This window comes from Ectobacillus antri, assembly GCF_003852715.1.
Lineage (GTDB): Bacteria > Bacillota > Bacilli > Bacillales > Bacillaceae_G > Ectobacillus > Ectobacillus antri.
Genome location: NZ_RIAV01000019.1, coordinates 21,260 through 40,483, shown reverse-complemented (window position 1 = coordinate 40,483; position 19,224 = coordinate 21,260). Strand labels below are relative to the sequence as shown.

The window sequence follows — 19,224 nt, the reverse complement described above, 5'->3', positions numbered from 1 at the left end:
GGTATTACCAGCTAGCTTTTTTAACACCAGGAATTTGTCCTTTATATGCAAGTTCACGGAAACAAATACGGCAAAGCTTAAATTTACGGTATACGGAATGTGGACGACCGCAACGTTCACAACGTGTATACGCTTGAACATTAAACTTTGGAGTACGTTTTTGCTTCGCAATCATTGACTTCTTAGCCACGTTTTCGCCTCCTCTACTTAGCGCTTGCTTCCATTATTTTTGGAATGGCATACCGAATTGTGTTAAAAGTTCACGAGCTTCTTCGTCCGTGTTAGCAGTTGTTACAATTACGATATCCATACCGCGGACTTTGCTTACTTTATCATAATCAATTTCCGGGAAGATTAACTGCTCTTTAACACCTAGAGTATAGTTACCGCGACCGTCGAAGGACTTCTTAGAGATACCACGGAAGTCACGAACACGTGGTAAAGATACTGCGATTAGTTTATCTAGGAACTCATACATTTTTTCGCCACGAAGTGTAACTTTCGCACCGATTGGCATACCTTCACGAAGACGGAAACCAGCGATTGATTTCTTAGCACGAGTTACTACAGGCTTTTGACCTGTAATAGCAGCCAACTCTTCTACTGCATTGTCCAATGCTTTAGAGTTTTGAACAGCATCACCGATACCCATGTTAATAACGATCTTCTCAAGCTTAGGTACTTGCATTACAGATTTATAGCTAAACTTGCTCATTAGAGCAGGAGTAATTTCTTTTTGGAATTTCTCTTTAAGGCGATTCAATGAAGGGACCTCCTTTCGAAAAGAATTATTTATCTAAAGATTCACCTGATTTTTTCGCAACGCGAACTTTTTTACCGTCAACGAATTTGTATCCTACACGAGTAGGCTCACCTGTTTTTGGATCTAATGCCATAACATTAGATACATGGATAGGTGCTTCCTTCGTTACGATTCCACCTTGTGGATTCAATTGGGACGGCTTGGAGTGTTTTTTTACAATGTTAACACCCTCAACAATAACACGGTTTTGTTTAGGGAAAGAAGCAAGGATAACACCTTGTTTTCCTTTGTCTTTACCAGTGATTACTTGAACTTTGTCACCTTTTTTAACATGCATCTTACTTGTGCACCTCCTTAGAAAGGCAATACCTCAAATTATAGAACTTCTGGAGCTAAAGAAACGATTTTCATGAAGTTGCTATCACGCAATTCACGAGCAACTGGTCCGAAGATACGAGTACCACGAGGGCTCTTGTCTTCTTTGATAATTACCGCTGCATTTTCATCAAAACGGATGTAAGATCCGTCTTTACGACGCATACCGCTCTTCGTACGTACAACTACAGCTTTAACAACATCACCTTTTTTAACAACGCCACCTGGTGTTGCTTGTTTTACCGTAGCAACGATGATATCGCCGATGTTAGCGTACTTACGGCCGGAACCACCTAAAACTTTAATTGTTAATAGTTCACGTGCGCCAGAGTTGTCAGCAACTTTCAAACGAGATTCTTGTTGAATCATGCTATGAAACCTCCCTTCGGATTTCTCATTTATCCGATTCGTCTATTAAATAATAACAGCTTCTTCAACGATTTCAACTAAACGGAAACGCTTAGTCGCAGAAAGCGGACGAGTTTCCATAATTTTAACGATATCGCCAACTTTTGCTTGGTTTTGCTCATCATGTGCTTTGTACTTCTTAGAGTACTTAACACGCTTACCATATAAAGAATGGTTTTTGTAAGTTTCAACTAAAACTGTGATCGTTTTGTCCATTTTATCAGACACTACGCGTCCAGTATAAACTTTACGTTGGTTACGTTCGCTCACAATGCAAACCTCCCCTCAATTTTTATCCGTTAATTCCGATCTCTCTTTCACGAACTACAGTTTTCATACGAGCAATCGCTTTGCGAACTTCGCGGATGCGAGCTGTATTCTCAAGTTGACCTGTAGCCAATTGGAAGCGAAGGTTGAACAACTCTTCCTTCAATGCTTTAACCTTTAGTTCGATTTCGGCAGTGGTTAATTCACGAATTTCATTAGTTTTCATTTGCTTCACCACCATTTTCTTCACGTTTTACGAACTTGCACTTAACAGGTAGTTTGTGTGCAGCAAGACGTAATGCTTCACGTGCGATTTCTTCAGAAACGCCAGCAATTTCGAACATTACTTTACCAGGCTTAACAACTGCTACCCAACCTTCTGGAGCACCTTTACCGGAACCCATGCGCACCTCTAGAGGTTTTGCAGTGTAAGGCTTAGAAGGGAAAATTTTGATCCATACTTTACCGCCACGTTTCATATAACGAGTCATTGCACGACGTGCAGCCTCAATTTGACGGTTTGTGATCCAAGACGCTTCAAGAGATTGCAGACCGAATTCGCCGAAATGAACTTCAGTACCGCCTTTCGCTTTACCACGCATTTTACCACGATGCTCTCTGCGATATTTTACGCGTTTAGGCATTAACATACTTATTTTCCTCCTTCCTCAGAAGCTCTCTTTTTTGTAGGAAGGACTTCTCCACGGTAGATCCATACTTTTACGCCTAGTTTACCGTATGTTGTGTCTGCTTCTGCAGTTGCATAATCGATATCAGCGCGAAGTGTATGAAGTGGAACAGTACCTTCACTGTAAGATTCAGCACGAGCGATGTCAGCTCCGCCAAGACGACCAGAAACCTGTGTTTTGATACCTTTCGCACCTGCGCGCATAGCACGTTGAATTGTTTGCTTTTGTGCACGACGGAAAGATACGCGGTTTTCTAATTGACGAGCGATGTTCTCAGCAACGAGTTTCGCATCCAGGTCAGCTTTTTTGATTTCAATGATGTTGATGTGTACACGTTTGCCAGTCAATTCGTTAAGTGCTTTACGAAGTGCTTCAACTTCTGTACCACCTTTACCGATTACCATACCAGGCTTAGCTGTGTGTACTGTAATATTTACGCGGTTTGCAGCACGCTCAATTTCTACTTTAGAAACAGAAGCGTCTTTCAAACGAGCGCTGATGTATTCACGGATTTTAATATCTTCGTGTAGTAACTCAGCGTAATCTTTACCAGCGTACCATCTGGACTCCCAATCACGGATAATACCGACGCGAAGACCAACCGGACTTACCTTTTGACCCATGGATTATCCCTCCTTCTTTTCTGATACCACGATTGTGATGTGGCTAGTGCGTTTGTTGATTTGGCTTGCACGTCCCATAGCACGTGGACGGAAACGTTTCAATGTTGGACCTTCATCAGCAAAAGTTGCGCTAACAACTAGATTGTTCGGATCCATTTCATAGTTATGTTCTGCGTTTGCAATTGCAGACTTCAAAAGCTTTTCTACAACTGGAGAAGCAGTTTTTGGTGTGTGGCGAAGAATTGCGATTGCTTCACCAACTTGCTTTCCTCGAATTAAATCTAATACTAGACGAACCTTACGAGGAGCAATACGAACTGTTCTTGCGATTGCTTTAGCTTGCATTGGAGTGCCTCCTCTCATTATCTTCTTGTTTTCTTATCGTCGGCATCATGACCTTTGTAAGTACGAGTAGGTGCGAATTCACCTAGTTTGTGGCCAACCATATCTTCTGTAACAAATACAGGAACATGCTTGCGGCCATCGTACACAGCGATCGTGTGACCAATGAATTGTGGGAAAATAGTAGAACGACGAGACCAAGTTTTAACAACTTGTTTAGCGTCTTTTTCGTTTAATTGCTCGATTTTCTTCATTAAATGATCATCGACAAATGGTCCCTTTTTTAAGCTGCGAGCCATTTTTGTACCTCCCTTCGTGATTGAGGTACGGTTCTGCTGAACCGTACTGCAACCCCGTTATTTTTTACGACGACGAACGATGAACTTGTCAGAAGCTTTATTCTTCTTACGAGTTTTAAAGCCAAGAGTCGGTTTACCCCATGGGCTCATTGGAGACTTACGTCCAATTGGAGAACGACCTTCACCACCACCGTGTGGGTGATCAACTGGGTTCATTACAGAACCACGAACTGTAGGGCGTTTACCTAACCAACGAGAGCGACCTGCTTTACCAATTTTAATAAGTTCGTGTTGCTCATTACCTACTTGACCTACTGTAGCACGGCAAGTAGCTAAGATCAAACGTACTTCACCGGAAGTTAAACGTACTAGTACGTATTTTCCTTCTTTACCTAATACTTGCGCGGAAGAACCAGCAGAACGTACTAATTGTCCACCTTTACCAGGCTTAAGCTCGATGTTGTGGATCAATGTACCTACAGGCATGTTTGCAAGTGGAAGTGCGTTACCTACTTTAATGTCGGCATCAGGACCAGACATAATCTCCATACCTACTTGAAGGTTTTTAGGAGCAAGGATATAACGCTTTTCACCATCAACGTAGTTAATCAAAGCGATATTCGCAGAACGGTTTGGATCGTACTCGATCGTAGCAACGCGTCCTGGAATTCCATCTTTATTACGCTTAAAGTCGATGATACGGTATTGACGCTTATGTCCGCCACCTTGGTGACGTACAGTAATTTTACCTTGGTTGTTACGGCCAGCTTTTTTGCTCAAAGGAGCAAGCAAAGATTTTTCTGGTTTGTCAGTAGTGATTTCAGCGAAATCAGAAACTGTCATACCACGACGACCGTTTGTAGTTGGTTTGTACTTTTTAATTGCCATCTTGGTTTCCCTCCTTCTCTATAAGAATTAAACGCCTTCGAAGATTTCGATTTCTTTGCTGTCGGCTGTTAATTTAACGATAGCTTTTCTACGACGGTTAGTTAGACCAGAGTAGCGACCTACACGACGGAACTTTGGCTTGTAGTTCATGATGTTTACTTTTTCAACTTTTACGCCAAAGATTGCTTCAATAGCATCTTTAACTTCAGTTTTGTTAGCTTTTACATCAACGTCAAACGTGTATTTTTTTTCAGCCATCATTTCCATAGAACGTTCAGTGATAACCGGGCGCTTAATGATATCACGAGGATCTCTCATTATGCAAGCACCTCCTCTACTTTTTCCACTGCCGCTTTAGTCATGATCAATTTATCATGATGTAGAACGTCTAATACGTTCACGCTGCTAGCAGTGATTACTGTTACACCAGGAATGTTACGAGCAGATAATGTAACTGCTTCGTTTGAATCAGCTGTTACGATAAGAGCTTTCTTCTCAACAGACAAACCTTTTAGTACAGCTACCATTTCTTTTGTCTTAGGAGCATTTAATGCTAGGTTGTCAAGAACGATTACGTTGTTCTCTAGTACCTTAGTAGACAATGCAGATTTAATAGCTAAACGACGAACTTTTTTAGGTAGTTTGTAAGCGTAAGATCTTGGAGTAGGACCGAATACGATACCACCACCACGCCATTGCGGAGAACGGATAGAACCTTGACGAGCGCGTCCAGTTCCTTTTTGACGCCATGGCTTACGACCGCCACCACGTACTTCCGAACGACCTTTTACTTTATGAGTACCTTGACGCAAAGATGCACGTTGCATAATTACAGCATCAAAAAGTACAGCTTCATTTGGTTGGATTCCGAAGATAGCATCTGCTAATTCGATTTCACCAACTTGAGATCCAGTTTGGTTAAATAACGTTACTTTTGGCATTGGATGTCCTCCTTTCTATATGATTATTTTCCAGCCTTAATAGCACTACGAACCACTACTAGTGATTTCTTAGCACCAGGAACGTTTCCTTTTACTAAAAGCAAGTTGCGTTCTGCATCAACCTTAACGATTTCAAGGTTTTGTACAGTAACTTGATCTCCACCCATACGTCCAGCAAGCTTTTTGCCTTTGAATACGCGGTTTGGAGCAACAGGTCCCATAGAACCTGGACGACGATGGTAACGAGAACCGTGAGACATAGGTCCACGAGATTGTCCGTGGCGTTTAATAACACCTTGGAATCCTTTACCTTTAGAAGTTCCTGTTACATCAACAATTTCGCCTTCAGCGAAAGTTTCTACTTTAATCTCTTGACCAACTTCGTACTCTTCTACGTTTGCATCGCGTAATTCGCGAATGAAGCGCTTAGGAGCAGTACTTGCTTTTGCAACATGACCTTGTTCTGGTTTGTTAGCAAGCTTTTCACGCTTATCTTCAAACCCTAACTGAACTGCGTTGTAGCCGTCAGTTTCAGCAGTTTTCTTTTGAAGAACTACGTTTGGAGTAGCTTCGATAACAGTTACCGGAATTAGTTCGCCGTTTTCAGCAAATACTTGAGTCATACCGATCTTTCTTCCTAAGATTCCTTTGGTCATGAGTCACACCTCCTGCATTGTTTAAATTTTCATTTATAGTTTAATTTCGATATCTACACCAGATGGTAGATCCAAACGCATTAGTGAATCTACTGTTTGCGGTGTAGGATTCACGATGTCGATTAAACGTTTGTGCGTGCGCATTTCGAACTGCTCACGAGAATCTTTGTACTTATGAACCGCACGAAGAATCGTGTATACAGACTTTTCAGTTGGCAATGGGATTGGACCAGATACAGCTGCACCAGAGCGCTTTGCTGTTTCTACAATCTTTTCTGCTGACTGATCAAGGATACGGTGATCATAAGCTTTCAAACGGATACGAATCTTTTCTTTTGCCATTATTTTCCCTCCTTCTTCGCCTATTTTGATAAATAGACATTCTCCATGGAAATTTTCCGCACACTCGCCATGGCAAAGCGGCCGTGTGTGTCGGTAACCTTCCACTTCATCGCAGTCAAAGACCAACATTATCTATTATATACTATCCAGTGACAATATGCAAGAATAATTTATTCCTGCTCATCAACCGCACTTTTCACATTATACATCTTGTTTTATAGGATTTCAAGCGACGACACTATTGTTTGAAAAAGAAGATTTTGTAAAAACGATACTATGTGAACGGGAGAGAACAGTACAATGTGTATGATTACATTTATCCCCTCAACAGCTGCATGTACAAAATGAAATTATAGGTGAAAAGTTGTTTTTACTTAGACTGTGATACCTAAAAGCAACTTACTTCTATAATAAAGAAAGAAATAGTAACAAAAAAAGAATCCGGAAGCTTCCGGATTCTTTTTTATCATCAATTACTCGATGATTGTAGCAACTACACCGTGACCTACTGTACGGCCACCTTCGCGGATAGAGAACTTAGTTCCCTCTTCAACAGCGATTGGAGCGATAAGCTCAACTGTCATTTCGATGTTGTCGCCAGGCATAACCATTTCAGTACCTTCTGGTAACTGCATGATACCAGTTACGTCAGTTGTACGGAAGTAGAACTGTGGACGGTAGTTGTTGAAGAATGGAGTGTGACGTCCACCTTCTTCTTTAGATAGAACATAAATTTCAGACTTGAATTTAGTGTGTTGTTTAACAGAACCTGGCTTAGCAAGTACTTGTCCACGTTGGATTTCGTCACGAGCTATACCACGAAGTAGTGCACCGATGTTGTCACCAGCTTGTGCTTGGTCAAGAAGCTTACGGAACATTTCCACACCTGTTACAGTTGTGTTTTTAGTTTCTTCAGCAAGACCAACGATTTCTACTGCGTCACCAACTTTAACGATACCACGCTCAACGCGGCCAGTTGCTACTGTACCACGACCAGTGATTGAGAATACATCCTCAACTGGCATTAAGAAAGGCTTGTCAGTGTCGCGCTCTGGAGTTGGAACGTATGCATCAACTTCAGCCATAAGCTCGATGATTTTAGCTTCCCACTCAGGATCTCCTTCAAGACCTTTAAGAGCAGAACCTCTAATTACAGGAACCTCGTCGCCTGGGAAATCGTACTCAGACAATAGGTCACGTACTTCCATTTCAACTAGTTCAAGCAATTCTTCGTCGTCAACCATGTCACATTTGTTTAAGAATACAACGATGTAAGGAACACCTACTTGGCGAGAAAGAAGGATGTGCTCACGAGTTTGTGGCATTGGGCCATCAGCAGCAGATACTACTAGGATAGCACCGTCCATTTGAGCAGCACCAGTAATCATGTTTTTAACATAGTCAGCGTGTCCTGGGCAGTCAACGTGTGCGTAGTGACGAGTTTCAGTTTCGTACTCAACGTGAGCTGTAGAGATTGTGATACCACGCTCTCTTTCTTCTGGAGCAGCATCGATTTGATCGTATGCACGTGCTTCAGCACCACCAGTTTTTGCAAGAACTGTAGTGATAGCAGCAGTTAGAGTTGTTTTACCATGGTCAACGTGGCCGATTGTACCGATGTTAACGTGTGGTTTAGAGCGTTCGAATTTAGCTTTAGCCATTAGAATAGCCTCCTTAATAATATAGAAAATTAATTTATATAGGATAGAAAGCGGTGGCGCAAGCCTGTCCGCTTTCTAGGCTTACATAGTAGTTATACTTGAACAATCGATAAAAATCAATTATTGTCCTTTATTTTTCTTTATGATTTCTTCAGCAATGCTACGTGGAACTTCTTCGTAGTGATCAAACACCATGGAGAATGTTCCGCGACCTTGCGTGTTAGAACGTAGAGATGTCGCATAACCAAACATTTCAGAAAGTGGAACCATTGCGCGTACAACTTGTGCGTTACCGCGTGCTTCCATACCTTCTACACGTCCGCGACGAGAAGTTACGTCACCCATGATGTCACCTAGGTACTCATCAGGGATTACAACTTCAACCTTCATCATCGGCTCAAGGATTGCTGGGTTACACTTAGAAGCAGCAGCTTTAAGTGCCATAGACGCAGCGATCTTAAACGCCATCTCAGAAGAGTCAACATCGTGGTAAGATCCGTCAACCAATGCAGCTTTAACGTCTACTAGTGGATAACCAGCTATTACACCGTTTTGCATTGCGTCTTTTAGACCTGCTTCAACAGCTGGGATATATTCACGAGGAACAACCCCACCCACGATTTTGTTTTCGAATACGAAGCCTGCACCCTCTTCGTTAGGCTCGAACTCAATCCAAACGTGACCGAATTGACCGCGACCACCAGACTGACGCGCGAACTTACCTTCAACTTTAGCCGCAGCGCGGAACGTTTCACGGTAAGCAACCTGAGGAGCACCAACGTTAGCTTCAACTTTGAACTCGCGACGCATACGGTCAACGATGATGTCAAGGTGAAGCTCACCCATACCGGAGATGATTGTTTGACCAGTCTCTTGGTCAGTATGAGCACGGAATGTAGGATCTTCTTCAGCAAGCTTCACTAGAGCTGTACCCATTTTATCTTGGTCAGCTTTAGATTTCGGCTCGATAGCTACAGAGATAACTGGCTCTGGGAATGTCATTGACTCAAGGATTACTTGATTTTTCTCATCACATAAAGTGTCACCAGTTGTAGTATCTTTTAAACCTACAGCAGCAGCGATGTCACCAGAGTAACATACAGAAATCTCTTGACGAGAGTTTGCGTGCATTTGTAGGATACGTCCTAGACGTTCACGTTTACCTTTTGTTGAGTTAACAACGTAAGAACCAGCTTCTGCTTTACCAGAGTAAACGCGGAAGAATGTTAACTTACCAACATAAGGGTCAGTCATGATTTTAAATGCCAACGCAGAGAATGGACCTTCGTCATCAGCAGGACGTGTAACTTCTTCATCAGTATCAGGAACGATACCTTTGATTGCCTCAACGTCAACTGGAGATGGCAAGTAGTCAATTACTGCATCAAGCATAAGCTGAACGCCTTTGTTTTTGAAGGCAGAACCCGCAACTACTGGGAAGAAGTTTACGCTTAGCGTAGCCTTACGGATCGCAGCTTTTAATTCTTCAGCAGTAACTTCTTCGCCTTCAAGATACTTCATCATCAACTCTTCATCGTGATCAGCAAGTGCCTCGATTAGAGATCCGCGAAGTTCTTCAGCTTTATCTTGATATTCAGCAGGGATTTCACCCACTTGAATGTCAGTACCTAAATCATTTGTATAGAAATGAGCTTTCATTTCTACAAGGTCAATGATTGCTTTAAATTGATCTTCCGCACCAATTGGTAACTGGATTGGATGAGCATTTGCTTGCAAACGCTCATGAAGAGTACCTACAGAGTATAGGAAATCAGCACCGATCTTGTCCATTTTGTTGATGAACACGATACGTGGTACTCCGTAAGTTGTAGCTTGGCGCCAAACAGTCTCTGTTTGAGGCTCTACACCGGATTGTGCATCAAGTACAGCAACTGCACCATCAAGTACGCGTAGGGAACGCTCTACTTCAACTGTGAAGTCTACGTGTCCTGGAGTATCGATGATGTTTACGCGATGACCTTTCCATTGAGCAGTTGTCGCAGCGGACGTGATTGTAATACCACGCTCTTGCTCTTGCTCCATCCAGTCCATCGTTGCAGCACCTTCGTGCACTTCACCGATTTTGTGTACACGGCCTGTGTAAAACAAAATACGTTCAGTTGTAGTTGTTTTACCAGCATCGATGTGGGCCATGATACCAATATTACGAGTTTTGCTTAAGGAGAACTCTCTTGCCATATGGTATTCTTTCTCCTTCCTTTAATGGAATTAGATTTTTTATAGCAGCATAAAAATTTAGCTTGTCGTATGTAAGTATTCTCAAAAACATCCAATTTATATAAAGGGACGTTCATTGAAGAGAGAGGAATTTCTCCCTCTCTCTACTTTTCATGAACGACAAGACTAGCTTAATGCATACAATTATTATTTTAATCTTACCAACGGTAATGAGCAAACGCTTTGTTCGCTTCTGCCATTTTGTGAGTGTCCTCACGCTTTTTAACAGATGCACCAGTATTGTTTGCTGCATCAAGGATTTCGTTAGCTAGACGCTCTTCCATAGTTTTTTCACCACGAAGACGAGCGTAGTTAACTAACCAACGAAGACCTAGAGTAGTACGACGCTCTGGGCGAACTTCTACAGGAACTTGGTAGTTAGCACCGCCGACACGACGAGCACGAACTTCAAGAACTGGCATAATGTTCTTAAGAGCTTGTTCAAATACTTCCATTGGATCTTTACCCGCGCGATCGCGTACGATATCAAACGCGTTATAAAGAATAGCTTGGGATGTACCTTTTTTACCGTCAATCATCATTTTATTGATTAAACGAGTAACAAGTTTAGAGTTGTAAATTGGATCTGGTAATACGTCTCTTTTTGCAACAGGTCCTTTACGAGGCATGTTGATTTCCTCCTTTCAAAGAAAAATGTCTATTATTTTTTAACTTTTGGTCTCTTAGTACCATATTTAGAACGACCTTGTGCACGGTTGTTAACACCAGCTGTGTCAAGCGCACCGCGAACGATGTGGTAACGTACCCCTGGTAAGTCCTTTACACGACCACCGCGAATTAGTACTACGCTGTGCTCTTGTAAGTTATGCCCGATACCAGGAATGTAAGCAGTAACCTCAATACCATTTGTCAAACGCACACGAGCATATTTACGCAACGCGGAGTTTGGTTTCTTTGGAGTCATTGTACCAACACGAGTACATACGCCACGTTTTTGTGGTGCAGAGATATCAGTTGATTTTTTCTTCAAAGAGTTGAAACCTTTGTTCAACGCTGGTGATTTGGATTTCCATACTTTATCAGTACGACCTTTTCTAACTAATTGGTTAATAGTAGGCATGGTTTGTCCTCCCTTCACATCTTTGTATGACCACATATCCAGGTGGTTCATTATTAGTTGAAAACAAAGTTTTTGCAAGGAGGGAACCATGCGCTCCCACCTCACAAAAACAGTTTTAACTGGTTATATTAAAGCTTTTGCTCATTTTCAGAAGAGATCGCAATGTGCTGTTCGCAATCATCCGAAGCCCCTCATGAGCAACCTTGCTTATATTAACATTTTGACATAAGCAATGTCAACTGCTGATGTACACTTTTACATATTATTTATACTAGAAAATTTTAGCTTTCTACATAAACCTCTGTGTTTTCAAGTGTTTCATCTTCAGCTGAAGTTTTTGTAAGCTCTACTTTGCGATAACGACTCATACCCGTACCAGCTGGAACAAGCTTACCAATGATAACATTTTCTTTCAAGCCAAGAAGCTCATCGCGCTTACCTTTAATTGCTGCATCCGTAAGAACGCGTGTTGTTTCTTGGAAGGAAGCTGCAGACAAGAAGGAATCCGTTTCAAGAGACGCTTTTGTAATACCAAGAAGGACAGGACGTGCCGTTGCCGGCTGCTTACCTTCAAGCAATACTTTCGCGTTCGCATCTGTAAATTGGTGAATATCTAATAATGTACCAGGTAGTACATCTGTGTCACCTGCATCCATAACACGAACTTTGCGAAGCATTTGACGTACCATTACTTCAACGTGCTTGTCACCAATTTCTACCCCTTGCATACGATATACTTTTTGTACTTCGCGCAATAGGTACTCTTGTACTGCTGTAATGTCTTTTACTTTTAGTAATTCCTTCGGATCAATAGAGCCCTCTGTTAGTTCTTGACCGCGCATAATTTGCTGACCTTCAGCAACCTTCAAGCGCGCACCATATGGAATTACATAAGGGCGTGATTCTACATCACCTTGGATAACTACTTCTTGACGATCTTTTACATCGTTGATTGCAGACACAACGCCATCAATCTCAGAGATAACCGCTTGACCTTTTGGATTACGTGCTTCAAACAACTCTTGAATACGCGGTAGACCTTGTGTAATATCATCTCCCGCAACACCACCTGTATGGAATGTACGCATCGTCAACTGTGTTCCAGGCTCACCGATAGACTGCGCTGCAATAATACCTACTGCTTCGCCGACTTCTACATCGGTACCTGTCGCAAGATTGCGACCGTAACATTTCTTACATACACCGTGACGCGTATTACATGTGAACGCAGAACGGATGTGTACTTCTTCTACACCAGCCTCTACGACAACTGTAGCAAGATCTTCTGTAATTAATTCGTTTTCAGCAACCAGTACTTCATTTGTACCTGGATGCTTAATTGTTTTTCTTGCAAAGCGACCTACTAGACGATCATATAATGATTCGATGACTTCATTACCTTCTTTAATTGCACGTACAAGCAAGCCTTTATCTGTACCGCAATCGTCCTCACGAACAATTACATCCTGTGCAACGTCAACAAGACGACGAGTCAGGTAACCGGAATCGGCAGTCTTAAGCGCTGTATCAGCAAGACCTTTACGCGCACCATGCGTGGAAATAAAGTACTCTAGTACCGTCAGACCCTCACGGAAACTTGATTTAATCGGAAGTTCAATAATACGTCCAGACGGGTTCGCCATCAATCCGCGCATACCAGCAAGCTGCGTAAAGTTTGATGCGTTACCACGGGCACCGGAATCACTCATCATAAAGATTGGGTTGCGTTTATTCAAGGATTTCATCAACTTACCTTGAATAACATCCTTCGCATTACTCCAGATTGTGATAACACGGTCATAGCGCTCTTCCTCTGTAATTAAACCACGGCGGAATTGCTTTGTAACTGTGTCTACCTTCGCCTGTGCTTCACGAAGAATTTCTTCCTTTTCACCCAATACTACGATATCTGCCACACCAACTGTAATACCAGCTTTTGTTGAGTATCTGAAACCTAGGTTTTTCATACGGTCAAGCATACGAGATGTTTCGGTAATTTTGAAACGCTTGAATACTTCCGCAATGATGTTACCAAGGATTTTCTTTTTAAACGGCGCTACTTCTTCACGCTCAGCAATAATTGCTTTTATATCTGCGCCTTTTGGAACAAAGTACTTAGCAGGTGTTTCTTTTTCTAAGTTATCTTTTGTAGGCTCATTGATATAAGGGAAAGAAGTTGGTAGGATTTCGTTGAAAATCAACTTACCTACTGTTGTTAATAATAACATGCCTTTTTGTTCTTCTGTAAACGTTTCGTTATTTAACGACCCTGCTGCAACCGCAACGCGTGTATGCAAATGTACATACCCATTGTGATAAGCAAGCAACGCCTCGTTTGTATCTTTGAATACCATACCTTCCCCGACTGCGCCTTTGCGCTCTAGAGTTAGGTAGTAGTTACCTAATACCATATCCTGAGATGGCGTAACAACAGGCTTTCCATCTTTCGGGTTCAGGATGTTTTGCGCAGCAAGCATTAACAAACGAGCTTCTGCTTGCGCTTCAGATGAAAGCGGTACGTGAACCGCCATTTGGTCTCCATCAAAGTCAGCGTTATATGCTGTACATACAAGCGGATGCAGACGGATTGCGCGACCTTCTACAAGAGTTGGTTCAAACGCTTGAATACCAAGACGGTGAAGCGTTGGGGCACGGTTTAGTAGTACCGGATGCTCTTTAATGACAGACTCTAATACATCCCAAACTTCAGGCTGTACACGCTCAATTTTTCGTTTCGCACTCTTAATGTTATGTGCTAAACCTTTTTCTACAAGCTCTTTCATAACAAAAGGCTTGAACAACTCAAGAGCCATCTCTTTTGGAAGACCACATTGGTACATTTTCAAGTTAGGTCCTACGACGATAACAGAACGACCAGAGTAGTCAACACGCTTACCAAGCAAGTTTTGACGGAAACGCCCTTGCTTACCTTTTAGCATGTGAGAAAGAGATTTTAATGGACGGTTACCAGGTCCTGTTACTGGGCGACCACGACGACCGTTATCAATTAAGGCATCTACCGCTTCTTGAAGCATGCGCTTCTCATTTTGTACGATGATGCTTGGTGCACCAAGGTCAAGAAGACGCTTCAAGCGGTTATTACGATTAATTACACGACGATATAAATCGTTCAAGTCAGAAGTTGCAAAACGACCGCCATCTAATTGAACCATCGGGCGAAGCTCCGGTGGGATAACTGGCAGTACATCAAGCACCATCCAAGATGGCTCATTACCAGAGCCACGGAATGCCTCTAGCACTTCTAGACGCTTGATTGCACGTGTACGACGTTGTCCTTGTGCTGTTTTCAACTCTTCTTTTAAATAATCTACTTCTTTATCTAAGTCGATGTCTTGAAGTAGCTTTTTAATTGCTTCTGCACCCATAGATGCTTGGAATGTATTTCCATATCTCTCCCGGTACGCGCGATACTCTTTTTCAGATAAAAGTTGTTTTTTATCAAGAGGTGTATCACCACTTTCCGTTACTACATAAGAAGCAAAATAAATGATTTCTTCAAGTGCACGCGGAGACATATCAAGGACAAGCCCCATACGGCTTGGAATACCCTTGAAATACCAAATGTGAGACACAGGAGCAGCTAGCTCAATGTGACCCATACGCTCGCGACGTACTTTTGCACGAGTAACTTCAACACCACAGCGGTCACATACAACACCTTTGTAGCGCACGCGTTTGTATTTTCCGCAATGGCATTCCCAGTCCTTTGTAGGACCGAAAATGCGCTCGCAGAACAAACCGTCTTTTTCAGGTTTTAATGTACGGTAGTTAATCGTTTCAGGTTTCTTAACCTCACCATGTGACCAAGAACGGATCTTGTCAGGTGAAGCAAGTCCAATCTTCATATATTCAAAGTTGTTTACATCTATCAAGGGGCCTACCTCCCTTTTAATCTACAGGTTATACCCAATTATTCTTTCGTTGTCTCAACTTCGATGTTTAGTCTATCGGCAGATTGATGATCATCATCATCATCCATGTCACGCATCTCGATTTCTTCATCGTTGCTTGACATCATTTTTACGTCCATACCCAAGCTCTGAAGCTCTTTAATTAATACCTTAAAGGATTCTGGTACACCTGGCTCTGGAACATTTTCGCCTTTAACAATCGCTTCGTACGTTTTCACACGTCCTACAACGTCATCGGATTTTACTGTCAAGATTTCTTGCAATGTGTATGCTGCACCGTAAGCTTCCAGTGCCCATACTTCCATCTCACCAAAGCGCTGTCCGCCGAATTGCGCTTTACCACCAAGCGGCTGTTGCGTTACAAGTGAGTAAGGTCCTGTAGAACGAGCATGTAGCTTATCGTCAACCATGTGCGCAAGCTTAATCATATACATAACACCGACAGATACACGGTTATCAAAAGGTTCCCCTGTGCGTCCATCGTATAGAACTGTTTTTGCATCACGAGCCATGCCCGCTTCTTCAATTGTTGCCCACACATCCTCTTCACGTGCACCGTCGAATACAGGCGTTGCTACATGAATACCTAAGTGGCGTGCTGCCATACCAAGGTGAAGCTCTAACACCTGACCGATGTTCATACGAGAAGGTACACCCAGTGGGTTCAACATGATGTCAATTGGCGTACCGTCTGGAAGGAAAGGCATGTCTTCTTCCGGTAAGATACGGGAAATAACACCCTTGTTACCGTGACGTCCGGCCATTTTGTCACCTTCGGAAATTTTACGTTTTTGTACGATATACACGCGTACCAATTGGTTTACACCTGGAGGAAGCTCATCGCCATCTTCACGGTTGAACACTTTTACATCCAAGATGATACCGCCACCGCCGTGAGGAACACGAAGAGATGTATCGCGTACTTCACGCGCTTTTTCACCAAAGATTGCATGCAATAGACGTTCTTCCGCCGTAAGCTCTGTTACACCTTTTGGCGTTACTTTACCTACAAGAAGGTCTCCGTCTTTTACTTCCGCACCAATGCGGATGATGCCGCGCTCATCTAGGTTACGAAGTGCATCTTCCCCAACATTTGGAATATCGCGCGTAATTTCTTCAGGTCCAAGCTTTGTATCGCGAGCTTCTGACTCATACTCTTCGATGTGAACAGATGTATACACATCATCTTTTACAAGACGTTCACTCATGATAATTGCATCCTCATAGTTGTAACCATCCCATGTCATGAAGCCAACAAGCACGTTACGACCAAGCGCAAGCTCACCTTTTTCCATAGATGGTCCATCTGCAAGGATTTCCCCTTTTACTACTTCATCACCAACACTTACAATTGGACGCTGGTTATAGCATGTTCCTTGGTTAGAGCGGATAAATTTCAACATTCTGTAGCGATCTAAATCGCCTTTTACTTTTTGTCCGTCTACATCAATATAACGACGTACCCAAATTTCTTTAGCTTCTACACGTTCTACAACGCCCGGATGTTTACAGATAACTGCCGCACCAGAGTCTTTTGCAGATACATATTCCATACCTGTTCCAACAATTGGCGCCTCAGGATTTAACAAAGGAACCGCTTGTCGTTGCATGTTCGCTCCCATTAGCGCGCGGTTGGAGTCATCGTTCTCTAAGAACGGAATACAAGCCGTCGCAGCAGAAACAACCTGCTTAGGTGATACATCCATATAATCGACGCGATCGCGATTTACTACAATGTTTTCACCACGGAAACGAGCAATAATATCTTCATCAATGAAGTCTCCCTCATCAGATAAACGCATGTTTGCTTGTGCTACTACATAGTTATCTTCTTCATCTGCAGTTAGATAATCTACGCGGTTTGTAACACGACCTGTTTCAGGATCAACACGACGATACGGTGTTTCAATGAAACCAAACTCATTTACTTTTGCAAAGGAAGACAAAGAGTTAATCAAACCAATGTTTGGACCCTCTGGCGTTTCAATCGGACACATACGACCATAGTGGGAGTAGTGAACGTCACGCACTTCAAAGCCTGCGCGCTCACGCGTTAAACCACCCGGTCCAAGGGCAGATAGACGACGTTTATGCGTTAACTCAGCCAATGGGTTTGTTTGATCCATGAACTGAGATAACTGAGAGCTACCAAAGAACTCTTTAATAGATGCAATAACTGGACGAATGTTAATCAATGCTTGTGGCGTAATTGCATTCGTATCTTGAATGGACATTCTCTCACGAACAACACGTTCCATACGAGAAAGACCGATTCTGAATTGATTTTGTAACAACTCACCTACAGAACGTAAACGACGGTTACCTAGATGATCAATATCATCTGTATCTCCTACTTTGTAAAGAAGGTTAAAGAAGTAGCTGATAGAAGAAATAATATCAGCAGGTGTAATATGCTTTACGCCGCGATCGATGTTGGCATTACCAATTACATTGATTACATGCTCACCATCTGATTCAGGTGCATAAATCTTAATAGACTGCATATTTACATCTTCATCAATCACACCGCCCACAGGTTTTGCAACCTTAAAGCCAATGTTCTTCTCTAAATAAGGGAGAATACGATCTAGCGTACGGCGATCAAGGATAGTACCTTCTGAAACAAGGATTTCTCCTGTCTCCGGATCTACCAATGTTTCTGCTACACGCTGGTTAAACAATCTATTTTTAATATGAAGCTTTTTGTTCATTTTATAGCGTCCTACATTCGCTAAATCATAGCGCTTCGGATCAAAGAAACGGGAAACTAGCAAACTTTTTGCGTTTTCTACTGTAGGCGGTTCACCTGGGCGAAGACGCTCATAGATTTCAAGCAACGCTTTCTCAGTGCTATCTGTATTGTCTTTCTCAAGGGTATTACGCAAGTACTCGTTTTCCCCTAAAAGATCTACAATCTCTTGATCAGAGCCAAAGCCTAATGCACGAAGCAAAACTGTTACAGGAAGCTTACGTGTACGGTCAATACGTACATACACAACATCCTTTGCATCTGTTTCGTACTCTAACCAAGCACCACGGTTTGGAATTACAGTTGCTGTGAAACCGCGCTTTCCGTTTTTATCAATTTTGCCACTATAATATACGCTCGGCGAACGAACAAGCTGAGAAACAATAACACGTTCTGCTCCATTGATCATGAACGTACCAGTCTCCGTCATTAACGGGAAATCACCCATAAATACATCTTGCTCTTTCACTTCGCCTGTTTCTTTGTTGATAAGGCGTACCTTCACACGCAACGGCGCAGCGTATGTAACGTCGCGTTCCTTACATTCTTCTACAGAGTACTTAGGCTCGCCTAAGCTGTAGTCAATGAATTCAAGCGATAGATTACCTGTGAAGTCCTCGATAGGAGAAATGTCTTGAAACATTTCGCGCAAACCTTCATCCAAGAACCACTGATAAGAAGAGGTTTGAATTTCAATAAGATTTGGTAACTCCAATACTTCACTAATACGGGCATAACTTCTTCGTTGGCGGTGGCGTCCGTATTGAACTAGTTGACCTGTCAACTGCTTCACCCCTCAAATCATGAGTATTATAAAAATGCACTTTGAAAAGTGCAAAACAACAAACAAAAGACGACTAACACTTCTAAAGCGTAGCCTTGATACAATTTTCATTCTGAGCCTGCAAAAAAGAAAAATGGTTTCTCATCAGAAAACCATCATTCTATTTCACGTTTTTACCGATTTTAC

General features: G+C 42.4%; 21 protein-coding genes. All 21 read right to left on the bottom strand.

The window, feature by feature from the left end:
- Positions 1-4: 4 nt before the first annotated feature.
- A complete protein-coding gene (locus tag EEJ45_RS14405) occupies positions 5-190 on the bottom strand; it encodes a type Z 30S ribosomal protein S14 (protein WP_124565513.1) in 186 nt (61 codons plus the stop codon).
- 33 nt (positions 191-223) lie between these two features.
- On the bottom strand, positions 224-763 hold the full coding sequence (gene rplE, locus EEJ45_RS14400; RefSeq protein WP_124565512.1) for a 50S ribosomal protein L5: 540 nt from the start codon (positions 761-763) through the stop codon (positions 224-226).
- 25 nt (positions 764-788) lie between these two features.
- Entirely contained in the window at positions 789-1,100 is a 312-nt protein-coding gene (rplX, locus tag EEJ45_RS14395; protein ID WP_124565511.1) for a 50S ribosomal protein L24, read from the bottom strand.
- 38 nt (positions 1,101-1,138) lie between these two features.
- The gene (gene rplN, locus EEJ45_RS14390; RefSeq protein ID WP_124565510.1) at positions 1,139-1,507 is read right to left on the bottom strand and encodes a 50S ribosomal protein L14; all 369 of its coding nucleotides are present in this window, start codon (positions 1,505-1,507) and stop codon (positions 1,139-1,141) included.
- Positions 1,508-1,552: 45 nt separating this feature from the next.
- A complete protein-coding gene (rpsQ, locus tag EEJ45_RS14385) occupies positions 1,553-1,816 on the bottom strand; it encodes a 30S ribosomal protein S17 (RefSeq protein ID WP_124565509.1) in 264 nt (87 codons plus the stop codon).
- Positions 1,817-1,838: 22 nt separating this feature from the next.
- Positions 1,839-2,039, bottom strand: a complete 201-nt coding sequence (gene rpmC, locus EEJ45_RS14380) for a 50S ribosomal protein L29 (RefSeq protein WP_124565508.1) — start codon at positions 2,037-2,039, stop codon at positions 1,839-1,841.
- Positions 2,029-2,463 carry a 50S ribosomal protein L16 gene (gene rplP / locus EEJ45_RS14375; protein ID WP_124565507.1) on the bottom strand — a complete coding sequence of 145 codons (435 nt, stop codon included), beginning with the start codon at positions 2,461-2,463 and terminating at the stop codon, positions 2,029-2,031. The genes rpmC and rplP overlap by 11 nt, the downstream gene beginning before the upstream one ends.
- A gap of 2 nt (positions 2,464-2,465) precedes the next feature.
- A complete protein-coding gene (gene rpsC, locus EEJ45_RS14370; protein ID WP_124565506.1) occupies positions 2,466-3,125 on the bottom strand; it encodes a 30S ribosomal protein S3 in 660 nt (219 codons plus the stop codon).
- 3 nt (positions 3,126-3,128) lie between these two features.
- On the bottom strand, positions 3,129-3,470 hold the full coding sequence (rplV, locus tag EEJ45_RS14365) for a 50S ribosomal protein L22 (protein ID WP_124565505.1): 342 nt from the start codon (positions 3,468-3,470) through the stop codon (positions 3,129-3,131).
- Between the two features lie 17 nt (positions 3,471-3,487).
- On the bottom strand, positions 3,488-3,766 hold the full coding sequence (gene rpsS, locus EEJ45_RS14360) for a 30S ribosomal protein S19 (protein ID WP_124565504.1): 279 nt from the start codon (positions 3,764-3,766) through the stop codon (positions 3,488-3,490).
- Between the two features lie 57 nt (positions 3,767-3,823).
- The gene (rplB, locus tag EEJ45_RS14355; protein WP_124565503.1) at positions 3,824-4,654 is read right to left on the bottom strand and encodes a 50S ribosomal protein L2; all 831 of its coding nucleotides are present in this window, start codon (positions 4,652-4,654) and stop codon (positions 3,824-3,826) included.
- Between the two features lie 27 nt (positions 4,655-4,681).
- A complete protein-coding gene (gene rplW / locus EEJ45_RS14350) occupies positions 4,682-4,972 on the bottom strand; it encodes a 50S ribosomal protein L23 (RefSeq protein ID WP_124565502.1) in 291 nt (96 codons plus the stop codon).
- Positions 4,972-5,595 (bottom strand): 50S ribosomal protein L4, encoded by a 624-nt coding sequence (gene rplD / locus EEJ45_RS14345; RefSeq protein WP_124565501.1) that lies wholly within the window; start codon positions 5,593-5,595, stop codon positions 4,972-4,974. The genes rplW and rplD overlap by 1 nt, the downstream gene beginning before the upstream one ends.
- 23 nt (positions 5,596-5,618) lie before the next feature.
- Positions 5,619-6,251: a 50S ribosomal protein L3 gene (gene rplC / locus EEJ45_RS14340; protein WP_124565500.1), complete on the bottom strand. Its 633-nt coding sequence runs from the start codon at positions 6,249-6,251 to the stop codon at positions 5,619-5,621.
- 33 nt (positions 6,252-6,284) lie between these two features.
- On the bottom strand, positions 6,285-6,593 hold the full coding sequence (gene rpsJ, locus EEJ45_RS14335; RefSeq protein WP_028397310.1) for a 30S ribosomal protein S10: 309 nt from the start codon (positions 6,591-6,593) through the stop codon (positions 6,285-6,287).
- Positions 6,594-7,066: 473 nt separating this feature from the next.
- Positions 7,067-8,254, bottom strand: a complete 1,188-nt coding sequence (gene tuf, locus EEJ45_RS14330; protein ID WP_124565499.1) for an elongation factor Tu — start codon at positions 8,252-8,254, stop codon at positions 7,067-7,069.
- A gap of 120 nt (positions 8,255-8,374) precedes the next feature.
- Positions 8,375-10,453 (bottom strand): elongation factor G, encoded by a 2,079-nt coding sequence (gene fusA / locus EEJ45_RS14325; RefSeq protein WP_124565498.1) that lies wholly within the window; start codon positions 10,451-10,453, stop codon positions 8,375-8,377.
- A 197-nt stretch (positions 10,454-10,650) separates the two neighbouring features.
- A complete protein-coding gene (gene rpsG, locus EEJ45_RS14320; RefSeq protein ID WP_124565497.1) occupies positions 10,651-11,121 on the bottom strand; it encodes a 30S ribosomal protein S7 in 471 nt (156 codons plus the stop codon).
- 32 nt (positions 11,122-11,153) lie between these two features.
- The gene (gene rpsL, locus EEJ45_RS14315) at positions 11,154-11,573 is read right to left on the bottom strand and encodes a 30S ribosomal protein S12 (protein ID WP_124565496.1); all 420 of its coding nucleotides are present in this window, start codon (positions 11,571-11,573) and stop codon (positions 11,154-11,156) included.
- Between the two features lie 281 nt (positions 11,574-11,854).
- Complete coding sequence (gene rpoC / locus EEJ45_RS14310; protein ID WP_124565495.1) at positions 11,855-15,466, bottom strand: DNA-directed RNA polymerase subunit beta'; 3,612 nt, start codon at positions 15,464-15,466, stop codon at positions 11,855-11,857.
- A gap of 38 nt (positions 15,467-15,504) precedes the next feature.
- On the bottom strand, positions 15,505-19,038 hold the full coding sequence (gene rpoB, locus EEJ45_RS14305) for a DNA-directed RNA polymerase subunit beta (protein WP_124565494.1): 3,534 nt from the start codon (positions 19,036-19,038) through the stop codon (positions 15,505-15,507).
- Between the last annotated feature and the right edge of the window lie 186 nt (positions 19,039-19,224).

Coding starts and splice junctions, on each gene's coding strand:
- fusA (WP_124565498.1), bottom strand. CDS start 10,453: ATGGCAAGAGAGTTCTCCTTAAGCAAAACTCGTAATATTGGTATCATG.
- rplX (WP_124565511.1), bottom strand. CDS start 1,100: ATGCATGTTAAAAAAGGTGACAAAGTTCAAGTAATCACTGGTAAAGAC.
- rplB (WP_124565503.1), bottom strand. CDS start 4,654: ATGGCAATTAAAAAGTACAAACCAACTACAAACGGTCGTCGTGGTATG.
- rplP (WP_124565507.1), bottom strand. CDS start 2,463: ATGTTAATGCCTAAACGCGTAAAATATCGCAGAGAGCATCGTGGTAAA.
- rplW (WP_124565502.1), bottom strand. CDS start 4,972: ATGAGAGATCCTCGTGATATCATTAAGCGCCCGGTTATCACTGAACGT.
- rplN (WP_124565510.1), bottom strand. CDS start 1,507: ATGATTCAACAAGAATCTCGTTTGAAAGTTGCTGACAACTCTGGCGCA.
- rpsS (WP_124565504.1), bottom strand. CDS start 3,766: ATGGCTCGCAGCTTAAAAAAGGGACCATTTGTCGATGATCATTTAATG.
- rplD (WP_124565501.1), bottom strand. CDS start 5,595: ATGCCAAAAGTAACGTTATTTAACCAAACTGGATCTCAAGTTGGTGAA.
- rplV (WP_124565505.1), bottom strand. CDS start 3,470: ATGCAAGCTAAAGCAATCGCAAGAACAGTTCGTATTGCTCCTCGTAAG.
- tuf (WP_124565499.1), bottom strand. CDS start 8,254: ATGGCTAAAGCTAAATTCGAACGCTCTAAACCACACGTTAACATCGGT.
- rpsL (WP_124565496.1), bottom strand. CDS start 11,573: ATGCCTACTATTAACCAATTAGTTAGAAAAGGTCGTACTGATAAAGTA.
- rpsG (WP_124565497.1), bottom strand. CDS start 11,121: ATGCCTCGTAAAGGACCTGTTGCAAAAAGAGACGTATTACCAGATCCA.
- rpsJ (WP_028397310.1), bottom strand. CDS start 6,593: ATGGCAAAAGAAAAGATTCGTATCCGTTTGAAAGCTTATGATCACCGT.
- rpmC (WP_124565508.1), bottom strand. CDS start 2,039: ATGAAAACTAATGAAATTCGTGAATTAACCACTGCCGAAATCGAACTA.
- rplC (WP_124565500.1), bottom strand. CDS start 6,251: ATGACCAAAGGAATCTTAGGAAGAAAGATCGGTATGACTCAAGTATTT.
- rpsC (WP_124565506.1), bottom strand. CDS start 3,125: ATGGGTCAAAAGGTAAGTCCGGTTGGTCTTCGCGTCGGTATTATCCGT.